The 12,610-nt window shown below is 51.4% G+C and carries 2 protein-coding genes (1 of these 2 cut by a window edge); both read right to left on the bottom strand.

Translation table 11 applies throughout. From position 1 onward, the window contains the following. Positions 1–572: 572 nt before the first annotated feature. The gene (locus tag C6H66_RS26175; RefSeq protein ID WP_422615630.1) at positions 573–8,549 is read right to left on the bottom strand and encodes an amino acid adenylation domain-containing protein; all 7,977 of its coding nucleotides are present in this window, start codon (positions 8,547–8,549) and stop codon (positions 573–575) included. Then, positions 8,501–12,610, bottom strand: partial view of a non-ribosomal peptide synthase/polyketide synthase gene (locus C6H66_RS22295; protein WP_219847638.1) — the final stretch only. Its footprint extends 17,028 nt past the window's final position; 4,110 of the gene's 21,138 nt are visible here — the last part of the coding sequence; its start codon lies off the right edge, out of view — the gene reads right to left on this strand; it ends in the stop codon at positions 8,501–8,503. The genes C6H66_RS26175 and C6H66_RS22295 overlap by 49 nt, the downstream gene beginning before the upstream one ends.

The following is a 12,610-nucleotide window of genomic DNA, read 5'->3' as shown; positions in this document are numbered from 1 at the left end:
TTGTTTTATAATAATAAGATTATAAAGTCGATATAAACATGACTATATTTAATACCATAAAGAAACAATTTAAAACTAGAAATAGCTTTATTACATACTGTCTTACAATAAACATTAATGCTATAAAACAATAAGCTACGCAATGAATCATTCATTACAAGACAATATCCCCCAAGTAAATCGTTCTACAAGGTAATTTACTTTACGCCCTATGACATTTATTAATTTATAGTTTAATTTCAACATATCAGAGAAATATATAGACATGATATTGGCCAATATTAACAATGGAAAATATATGGCTATTTTCGATATTTTACATTAATTATCCTTAATCATTCATGAAAACAACAATGAAATATATTTTTATATATAGCAAAGAAAATCAGTAAAAAAACAAAGCCAGATTAGATTAAATTACCATCGATGACAGAAAAAACTTGATTAAATAACCCATGTAGAAATTATCAATTCTATTATTCTGTTTTAAAACAAAAACAATCCGGTATAAACAATATATACCGGATTGTCACACCAACGTTAAATTATCCAATATTCCTTACTTATTAGTATCACGCCACCTCCTTTTCAAAACTGATTGCCAGCACCCTATTCAAAGCCTGAGCTAAAACAGTTTTATTCTCATTATCCTCCAATAAACTAAAATGGTTACCCGGCATCGCAATCAGCTCAAGAGAAGTATTAGGCACTACCCGTTCCCAGCCCAACGACGATTCTATGTTTATGGACTCTGGCTTTTCATCCGTCACAAAAGAAATCGCAGGGGAAGGATCTACCGCATAGAATTGATGCAGCGTTATTGCTAATGTCGGCGGCTCATAATTGGCAACTATTTGTGCATAACGCTCGATCTGTTCCCAACGTTTTGCCATTAAATCAGCACGCAGATTTGCCGGATATAATGCCAATTCTTGTGCCGCTGCAATAAATTGCACCAAATTCAACTCATCAATTTGCCGATATAACGCCATCATCTTTTCAGTCTGTTCCTTCCTTGACTGTCTGATCAACTCAGTAAAAAAATGATGTTTGGGTTGCGTTGTTCCTGACCTGAAATAATGAGGAGCAAATGTGTCAATCAACCCCAAGAAATTGACTGTTTCACCCGTGTTCAGAAGTTGCTGAGCAATAGCGTAAGCCAGTATCCCCCCGGAGGAATAACCGCATATCCGATACGGACCGGCTGGCTGAACAACCTTCATCAAGGAGATCATCCTGGTAGCTAACGCCTCCATCGTCGACATCGGCTCCTCATGGACGACCGGCCAAGGCAGCGCATAAATCGGATAACCTAACTGCATATGTTGAGCTAACCCGAAAACATAGGAGTGGTCACCCATTCCGCTGGGAACAAAGAACAACGGCAGCCCTGTTCCGTCAGGTCGCACCGATATAGCCTTACTTTGTGGCTGAGATAATAAATCTGAAGTGATTTTTGCAGCCAGTTCGGCCAACACCGGCCATTGGAACAGCATATTCAATGTACAAACTAAACCACGACCAGCGGCAAGATTTATCATTCGCATAGCGAGCAAGGAATGACCGCCCAACGCGAAGAAGCTGTCATGCCGACTAATCTGCTCAACCCCTAGCAACTCACACCAAATAGCCGCCAACGCAGTTTCCGTTTCTCCTTGAGGCGCTTCGAAAACCTGATGAGCAAAGGCTTTATTGTCCGGTGCCGGCAGCGCACGACGATCCAGCTTACCGTTCGGCGTTAACGGGAAGGCGTCCAGACGCACAAAAGCCGACGGCACCATATAATCAGGCAAAATAGCGCTCAAGTAAGTACGTAGGCTGTTAGCCAGCCCTTCATCCGCAGGCGCCACGACATAGGCAATCAGCCGTTTCTCCTGCCCTTCCCCTTGCGCCAATACCACAGATTCACTCACCGCCGGGTGCTCCACCAACCGGGCCTCAATTTCACCGGGTTCAATGCGGAAACCGCGGATTTTCACCTGTTGGTCGTTACGCCCCAAGAATTCCAAATTGCCATCCGGCAAGTAACGGGCCAAATCCCCGGTTCGGTACATCCGTGCACCCGGCTTATCACTAAACGGATCGATAAGGAAACGTTCAGCGGTTAATTCAGGGCGATTAAGATAACCACGCGCTACTCCCGCCCCCCCGATATAAATCTCACCCACCACGCCCAATGGCGCCGGCTGACCATACCTGTCCAACAAATAAAGACAGGTGTTGGCTATCGGACGACCGATACTTTCAATAATCCTGTCACCCCGCTGTATCGGCAACCAAGCAGAATAGGTTGTCGTTTCAGAAGGCCCATAGAGATTACATAACCGCTGTATTTGCGTCTCTTCAAAAATCTGTTCAATTAAGGCGGCTTTAAGTGGTTCCCCCGCCAGATTAACGGTATGAATCGACGCCATCAGCGCCTGAGCCTGCAATAACGGTTTCATCGCGGACGGGACTGAGTTGATCAATGTTATCGGCAAAGCATGCTGCATCAATGACAAGGCATCATCCACTAGATGAATCGCCGCACCACTGCACAACGGTACAAAACATTCAAAAACGGACAGGTCGAAATTCATCGACGTCGAGAAAAGTACCTCAAGGATCTCTTTCTCCCCAAAAGCCTGCTGGGCCCAGTGCAAGAAGTTAACTGTATTCCGGTGCTCAATCATCACCCCTTTAGGCACTCCCGTGGAACCGGAGGTGTAAATCACATACGCCAGATGCTGAGAAGTCAATGCCGGTATCCGCGGGTTACTGTCCGGCTGGTCTGACAACGAATTCGGATCAAGCACAATCCGCTCCGCCAGCGCCTTCTCACCTAACACTCTACGTCCGACATTATCCGCCAACACCATAGCCGGAGCGGCATCCACCAGAATATGTGTCAAACGCTCACTCGGATAAGCCGGATCTAGCGGCACATAAGCTCCTCCAGCTTTCAACACCGCCAACAATCCCACCACCATTGCCGGAGAACGTGACACGCAAATCGCTACCCGTTGGTCCGGCTCTACGCCTAACGTAATCAGCTGATGGGCCAGCCGGTTAGCACAGGCATTCAACTCCGCATAATTGAGCGTCTGACCTTCATACACTAACGCTGTGGCATCAGGAGTTTTCTCCACCTGTTGTTCAAACAACTGATGAATACACAACGCGTCAGGATACGCTGTTTCCGTGGCATTCCACGTTTCCAGCAACAATCTGCGATCCGCCGGTTTTAGGATATCAATTTTCCCAACCAACTGTTGAGGGTTAGCCGCCATCGCTTGCAGTACCGCGTGCAGATATCCCACATGCCGTTCTATTGTCTGTTGATCAAACAAGGCCGTTGCATAGTTCAGCGCACCAACAATCCTGCCCTCTTCTTCAAACAGGTTCAGTTCGAGATCAAACTTGACGACATCAAAAGCTTGATCGACCGGTGAAACTGCTAACGCCGGCAGCCTCCATTCCGTGCTCTCATTATTCTGCCAAGCAAACATCACCTGAAATAAAGGAGTATGCGCCAGTCTGCGCGGCGGTTGCACAATTTCCACCACCTGTTCGAATGGCAGATCCTGATGCTCCTGGGCCTCCAACGCGGTTTGCCGCACACGCGCAAGTAACTCAGTCACATTTAATTCACCCGATAAGTCAATGCGTAAGGCCAGTGTATTAACAAAGAAACCAATCAGAGACTCCACTTCCTGACGACCGCGACCCGCACTCGGTGTACCAATGACCAGATCTTCCTGACCTGACAAACGCGACAGGACCGTCGCCCAAGCGGCCAAAAGGGTCATAAATAATGTGACACCGTGCTGTTCACTCAAAATCTTGAGGGATTTCGTCAACTCTGCATCCAGATTAATGGGCAATACATTGCCGGCAAACGACTGCTGAGGCAAACGTGGCCGATCAGTGGGCAAATCCAACAAGATTGGCGCATCAGCCAGCATGGTACGCCAATAGTCAGATTGAACCCGCTCCCGTTCAGCCGACAACCACTGACGCTGCCAAGCGGCGTAATCAGGATATTGGATCGCCAACGGCGGCAATGGGTCCGGTTGCCCGGCCAGAAAAGCCGTATAGAGAGCATTCAGCTCACATACCAATACATTGACAGACCAGCCATCGGAAATAATGTGATGCTGGGTAAGTAGGAACCGGTATTCATCATCCGTAAGCCGGATAAGAGAGGCACGGATAAGCGGGCCGTGACTGAGGTCAAATGCCGTGTGAACCTCCTCAATACTCAGACGTTCAAGCATAGTTTCAGCATCTGGTATCCCGCGCAGGTCATGCAGAGATAAAGACAACCCACTATCCGCAGCCAACAGTCGCACTCGTGGCTGACCGTCAACGGAGACGAAGACGGAACGTAACGCTTCATGGCGGGCAAACAAGGCGTTAAGCGCCTGCTGCCAGGCGGCGATATCCAACTGACCACACAAACGCAGTGCCATCGGGATATGATAAGTATCGCTGACACCCTCAAACTGAGCCAGGAACCACAAACGCTGTTGAGCAAATGATAACGGTAATGCACTCTCACGGGATATCGGCAGGATGGCAGACAGTATATTGTCCTGTTGACCAAACCGGGTACTCACCACCTTAGCAAAAGCCGCCAAAGAAGGAGATTTAAACAGTGTGGTCAGCGGCAATTCGGCACCTAAAGCGGCTACACGGTTCATCACCCGCACCGCCAGCAACGAATGGCCGCCCAAGGCAAAGAAATTGTCATACCGGCTGATCTGTTCAATCCCCAGCAATTCACGCCAAATCGCCGCCAGCGCCATTTCCGTTTCGCCTTGCGGCGCTTCGTAAACCTGACGGGCAAACGCGCCTTCGTCCGGTGCCGGTAGCGCCCGACGATCCAATTTACCATTCGGGGTCACTGGAAAAGCATCCAAACGCACAAAAGCCGCCGGTACCATGTAGTCAGGCAATTTCGCGCTCAGATGTTCACGCAAGCTATTGATCAATCCATCATCCGCTTGCGCCACGACATAAGCGACCAGACGCTTATCCTGACTGTCACCCAGCGCTAACACAGCCGATTCACTCACCGCCGGATGCTCTGCCAACCGGGTCTCAATTTCACCCAGTTCAATACGGAAGCCCCGAATTTTGACCTGATGGTCATTACGACCAATAAATACCAGGTTGCCATCCGGCAGATAACGGGCCAAATCCCCGGTTCGGTACATACGCGCACCCGGTTTATCGCTAAACGGATCGGCCAGGAAACGTTCGGCCGTCAACTCTGGCCGGTTTAGATAACCCCGCGCCACACCGGCTCCCCCAATATACAATTCCCCTGCCACGCCCAACGGTACCGGATGACCAACGTTATCCAGCAAATAAAGATGGGTATTAGCCAGTGGACGACCGATAGTCGGATAAGGGTGTGCCGGCTCTATACAGGCCAACGTCACATCCACGGTACATTCCGTTGGACCGTATACATTATAGGCCGTCAGTTGCGGTATTTCGGTTACCGTCTGCCAGGTTTGTACCGGGATGGGTTCGCCACCCACCAACAGCGTCAACGCTTTTTGATGCTGAGACAAACCCGCTGCCAGCAACATCTCTAATTGCATTGGCGTACAATCCAACACATCAAGATTTTTCGCGGCTAAGAACTGTAATAAAGCGGTACCATCGGCCCGTACATCTTGTGGAACAATCACCAGTGTATAGCCATTCAACAGACCCAGTAAGTTTTTCAATACCGAATCAAAGGAAATGCTCGCATTCAGGCTAACCCGGTAAGGCGCAGAGGAAGACGCAAAGATACGCTCTGTCAGCGTTCCATGTAAATTTAGCAACGAACGATGCTCAACCATCACTCCTTTCGGCGTACCGGTCGAACCGGAGGTGTAAATCACATATGCCAGATGCTGTGCAGTCAACGCCGGTATCTGCGGGTTACTGTCAGGCTGGTCTGGCAGGGTATTCGGATCGAGCACTATCAGGTCTGCAAGCGCCCTCTCACCCAGCGCAGTACGCCCGGCGTTATCCGCCAACAAAATAACCGGTTCAGCATCAGCCAGAATATGGGCCAAACGCTCCCCCGGATAGGTTGAGTCCAGCGGCACATAAGCTCCACCCGCTTTCAACACCGCCAACAACGCCACCACCATCGCCGGTGAACGCGACACGCAAATCGCCACCCGCTGGTCCGGTACGACGCCCAGCGTAATCAGCTGATGGGCCAAACAGTTAGCACGGGTATTCAACTCAGCATAACTGAGGGTTTGCTCTTGATACTCTAACGCTGTCGTATCAGGGGTTTTCTCCACCTGTTGTTCAAACAATTGATGAACGCATAACTGGTCAGGATATGCGGTTTCTGTCGCGTTCCAGGTTTTTAACAACAAGGTACGCTCCGCTTCCGGCAAGATTTCCAATGCCCGAACAGGGATTTCCGGCGTTTGCTCCAGGGCCGCCACCAGACTTTCCAGCGCCTGCTGCATATAACCACATAAGTTTTCCGGATCAAATGGCTGCACCACCTGAGCAGTCAACCCCAGGGATTCGCCAAAATCTTCCACCGACAGCACAAACGGATAATTAGTCCGTTCCTGCCCGCCAAGAAACTCAATACCACTAATGATTTCATCCGACGTTGCCGACAAAGTATTATGCCGATAGTTCAACAGGCTATTAAAGAGCGGGATCTCCCCCTGCACCCCACTGCAACGCTGGACCAGCGCCAGTGATGCGTGTTCATGCTCCAATAGTCCGGCGAGTCGGGTATGTGCTGCCTGTACGCTGTCCCGTACCGGGGTCTCATCGATATCCAGCCGCAACGGCAAGGTATTAATAAACAGCCCCATGCCATTGTCGGCGCCTTCACCTGCCTGCATCCGTCCAAACAGCACGGTGCCGAACACCACTTTCTCCTGACCGCTGGTACGCGATAATACTTGCGCCCAGGCGAGATGACACAGTGATGCCAGGCTCACACCCAAACATCGGGCCTGGCTGCGCAGACGATCATTCAACTCAGTTGTCAACATACGATGCGATTGCGTCACCTGCAAGCCATCACGATGCACCTCCGCCAGCCCAAATGGCAGGGTCGGTTCATCTACCTCAGCTAACATGTCAGTAAAGAAGCGGGTATGTTCTGCCTGACTGACCCCCAGACGGGCCTGCGCTACCAGATGGCGGAAAGGTGTCGGCGCAGGCAGGCTCTCTTCCTGACCAGCAAGATACGCCTGCACTTCACGGCTCATCACGTCCAGCGTGGTATGGTCACCAATCAGGTGATGCAACAGTTGCAGTACGTTCCAGCGGCCATCGGTATCCTGCGCCACCACAAAACGCAATAACGGTGCCTGATTCAGGTCAATACGATGCCGGCGTGGATCAAAACGTTCAGCTAACTGGTCGCTAATAAGTCCATCAGTCGGATCTAAGGTCAGTTCAGTCATTGATAAAGCTGCCCGACGTAAAACCACTTGAACCGGCGCAGATAATCCCTGCCAGATAAAGGCGGTACGCAAGATGTCATGGCGATCAACCACCTGTTGAACCGCAGCCAAATAACGGTTCAACAGAGACCTGTCAGTAAAAATCATCTGCTCAATCAGCAGATACGGGTCGCCCTGATCCGCCAGCAAATGGTGGAACAAAATACCATCCTGCAATGGCGACAGGGCATAGATATCCTGAATATTGGCGATCCCACCCGGCACCTGTCCGACAATGAAGTCAATTTCAGGCTGGGTCAGATCAATCAGCGGCAACATCTCCGGTGTGAGTGTTGTCGTTGCTGGCGTAATGACATTCGGTGGTATCACTACAGCCTGGTGACGCCCCAGTGTTTGCGCCAGCTCAGACAACACTGGCAAGTGGAACAAGTCACGCACCGCCAGCGTTAGCCCCAGGTTACGCAGGCGTTCAATCATCTGTACCGCCAGCAGAGAATGACCGCCCAGTGCAAAGAAGCTATCGTGCCGGCTGATCTGTTCAATCCCCAACAACTCACGCCAAATGGCCGCCAACGCGGTTTCTGTCGCCCCTTGCGGCGCTACATAGATCTGACGGGCAAAAGCTTCACCATCCGGTGCCGGCAACGCCCGGCGATCCAGTTTACCGTTCTGGGTCAGTGGAAACGCATCCAGACGCACAAAGGCCGTTGGTACCATATAATCAGGCAATTGTGTGCTCAGATAGGCACGCAGATTGACAGCTAATCGGTCATCCACCTCCGCCACCACATAAGCGACCAGATGCTTGTCCAGCCCATCACCTAACGCCAGTACCTGCGCTTCACTCACCGCTGGATGTTCAGTCAAACGTGCCTCGATTTCCCCCGGTTCAATCCGGAAGCCCCGGATTTTAACCTGCTGGTCATTACGGCCAACGAACACCAGATTGCCATCCGGCAGATAACGGGCCAAATCCCCGGTACGGTACATTCGCGCCTCCGGAACATCGCTAAACGGATCTGTCAGAAAACGTTCCGCCGTCAGTTCAGGGCGGTTCAGATAACCCCGCGTCACACCCGCACCGCCAATATATAGCTCACCGATAGCTCCCAAAGGCACCGGCTGACCATAAGCATCCAGCAGATAAACCCGTGTGTTGGCTGTCGGCGCCCGATAGGAACCCCTGTATCTGCATAGCCTGACGGACAATGCCAAGTCGTGGCGCAAACGGTGATTTCCGTCGGACCATAAGCATTGAACAGCGTTGCCTGACTGCTCAGTGCCTGAAGTAAAGCCGCACTGGGGGCTTCACCACCGAGTATCAATGTCGGTTTTATCGTTATCACTGGCAAATCAGTCCCATCACGCAACAAAGCCGGAGTCAGGCAAGCATGTGTCACCGCTTGTTCCTCCAAATAATGCCAAAGACGACGCAAATCCTGACGAACCGTATCGACGGGAATGTCTAAAGCCGCACCACCGCACAGCGCCATCATGATTTCCCAGACACTGGCATCAAAGCCAAATGAAGCAAACTGCAACATCCGGCTACCGGCACGAATATCGAACTGGGTAATTTTATCCCCGATAAGATTGACCAACCCACGATGCTCCACCATCACCCCTTTCGGCGTGCCGGTCGAGCCAGAGGTGTAAATCACATACGCCAGATGCCGTGCGGTCAATGCAGGTACCTGTGGGTTACTGCCCGGCTGGTCCGGTAGTGAATTCGGATCAAGTACCGTCAGTCTCGAAACTTTCTCACCCAGCGCGACACATCCAGCATTATCCGCCAACAAGATAACCGGCGCGGCATCAATCAGAATATGCGTCAGACGTTCACCAGAATAGGCTGGGTCCAGTGGCACATAAGCGCCCCCCGCTTTCATTACCGCCAGCAATCCCACCACCATCGCCGGTGAACGTGCCACACAAATCGCCACCCGCTGGTCGGGTTCTACCCCCAGCGCAATCAGTTGATGGGCCAGCCGGTTGGCGCGGGCATTCAGTTCGGCATAGCTGAGAGTCTGGTCTTCATGCACCAGCGCTATAGCATCCGGGTTTTTCTCTGCCTGTTGTTCAAATAACTGATGGATACACAACGCGTCAGGATAAGCTGTTTCAGTCGCATTCCAAGTTTCCAGCAATAACCTGCGCTCCACCGGGGCCAAAATATCAATTTCCCCGACCCGCTGTTGAGAGTGAGTCACCATCGCTTGTAGTACCGAGTGTAAATATCCTGCGTGTCGTTCGATTGTCGATTGATCAAACAGGGCGGTGGCATAACTCAAACCACCTACAATCCGGCCCTCTTCCTCAGACAGGTTTAGTTCGAGATCAAATTTGACAACATCAAAGTCTTGATCAGCCGGTGAGACTACCAGCCCCGGTAATTGCCATTCTGTGTTCTCATTGTTCTGCCAGGCAAACATCACCTGGAATAGCGGGGTATGCGCCAATTGGCGTGGTGGTTGCACAATCTCCACCACCTGCTCAAACGGTAAATCCTGGTGCTCCTGTGCCGCCAGTGCAGTTTGCCGCACACGCGCCAGCAACTCCGTCACGGTCAGTTCACCCGATAAGTCAATGCGTAAGGCCAGCGTATTGACAAAGAAGCCGATCAGGGATTCCACTTCCTGGCGACTGCGGCCTGCACTCGGTGTACCAATAACCAAATCCTCCTGACCGGATAAACGCGACAGGACCATCGCCCAAGCTGACAACAGTGTCATAAATAACGTGACACCGTGCTGTTCACTCAGACGTTTGAGAGATGTCGTCAATTCCGCATCCAGCTTGATGGGCACAATATTCCCGGCAAACGACTGTTCAGACGGACGTGGCCGGTCAGCAGGCAGATCCAGCAGTACCGGCGCATCAGCCAACATGGTACGCCAATAATCAGATTGAACCTGGACACGTTCAGCCGATAGCCACTGACGCTGCCAGGCTGCATAATCAGGATATTGAATCACTAACGGGGGCAACGGATCAGATTGTTTCGCCAGAAAAGCCGTATAGAGTGCGCTCAGTTCACGTATCAGCACATTGACAGACCAGCCATCGGAAATAATGTGATGTTGGGTGAACAAAAACTGATATTCATCATCCATAAGCCGGATGAGAGAGGCGCGGATGAGCGGTCCACTATTGAGATCAAATGGCGTATAAGCCTCCTCTGTACTTAAACGTTCAAGTACCGTTTCAACATTCGGGATACCACGCAGATCATGTTGAGACAACGGCAAACCGCCGTCTGGCCCCAACAGTTGCACTTGTGGCTGACCGTTAACGGAGACGAAGACGGAACGTAACGCTTCATGACGGGCAAACAAGGCGTTAAGCGCCTGCTGCCAAGCAGCAATATCCAACTGACCACGTAAATGCAGAGCAACCGGGATATGATAGGTATCACTAACGCCATTAAATTGAGCGAGGAACCACAAACGTTGTTGAGCAAATGACAGCGGCAACATACCCTCGCGGGATATCGACATAATCGCAGGCAATGTCCCGCCTTGTTTATCAAGCCGGGCGCTGATCTCCTCAGCAAAGGCAGCCAGAGAAGGGGATTTAAACAACGTGGTCAGCGGCAATTCGATACCTAAAGCCGCTACACGGTTCATTACCCGTACCGCCAACAACGAATGGCCGCCCAGCGCAAAGAAATTATCATGCCGGCTGATCTGTTCAATTCCCAGTATTTCACGCCAGATAGCCGCCAGCGCAATTTCAGCCTCCCCTTGCGGGGCTTCATAGATTTGACGGGCAAAGGCTTCCTCACTTGGCGCCGGTAAACCCCGGCGATCCAACTTACCATTAGGGGTTAACGGAAAGGCATCCAAACGGACAAAAGCCGCCGGTACCATATAATCAGGCAAAACTGCGCTCAAGTGGGCACGTAAACGGTTAACCAACCCGTCATCCGCTGACGCCGCCACATAGGCAACCAGCCGTTTATTCTGTCCGTCGCCTAACGCCAGTACCAGCGCTTCCCTCACCACCGGGTGCTCTGTTAGCCGAGCTTCGATTTCCCCCGGTTCAATCCGGAAGCCCCGGATTTTAATCTGTTGGTCACTACGGCCAACGAACACCAAATTGCCGTCCGGCAGGTAGCGAGCCAAATCTCCGGCGCGGTACATGCGGGCATTCGGCACATCACTAAACGGGTCGATAAGGAAACGCTCAGCAGTCAGTTCAGGGCGGTTCAGATAACCACGTGCAACACCCGCGCCGCCAATATACAGCTCACCTATGCACCCCAACGGCACCGGCTGACTATCAGCATCTAGCAAGTAAATCTGCGTGTTAGCCGTTGGACGCCCAATAGGCACTTCCGTATCCATATAGTCTGACGGATAATGCCAAGTCGTGGCACAAACCGTTATCTCTGTCGGCCCATACGCATTGAACAGGGTTGCCTGACCACATAATGTCCCCAACAGCGCTGCACTGGGGGCTTCCCCTCCCAGTATCAAAGTCGGTTTTATCGCTATCGCCGGTAAATCAGCACCATCCCGAAGCAGGGCCGGCGTCAGGCAGGCGTGAGTTATCGATTGTTCCTCCAGATAGTACCAGAGGCGGCGCGGGTCCTGACGAACTGTATCGATAGGAATATCCAGACAAGCCCCACTCCCCAACGCCATCATGATTTCCCAGACACTGGCATCGAAACTAAATGAGGCAAACTGCAACATCCGGCTACCGGCATGAATATCAAACTGGGTGATTTTTTCCTGAATAAGATTGACCAGCCCACTATGTTCGATCATGACGCCTTTCGGCGTTCCCGTCGAGCCGGAGGTGTAAATTACATACGCCAAATGCTGTGAGGTCAGCGTAGGTCTCTGCGGGTTACTGCTTAGCTGGTCAAACAGAGTATTCGGGTCGAGCACAGTCTGTTCTGCCAGTACTTTCTCACCTAATGCTGTACGTCCGACCTCATCCACCAACAAAATAGCTGGCGCGGCATCCATCAGAATATGCGCCAGGCGCTCGCCCGGATAAGCCGGGTCCAACGGTACATAGGCTCCACCGGCTTTTAGTACCGCCAACAATCCCACCACCATCGCCGGTGAACGAGACACGCAAATCGCTACCCGTTGGTCCGGTTCTACCCCTAGTGCAATCAATTGATGAGCCAGCCGGTTAGCACAGGCATTCAACTCCGCATAACTGAG

Source organism: Photorhabdus hindustanensis, assembly GCF_002968995.1.
Taxonomy (GTDB): domain Bacteria; phylum Pseudomonadota; class Gammaproteobacteria; order Enterobacterales; family Enterobacteriaceae; genus Photorhabdus; species Photorhabdus akhurstii.
This window is presented reverse-complemented; position numbering and strand designations above follow the sequence as displayed.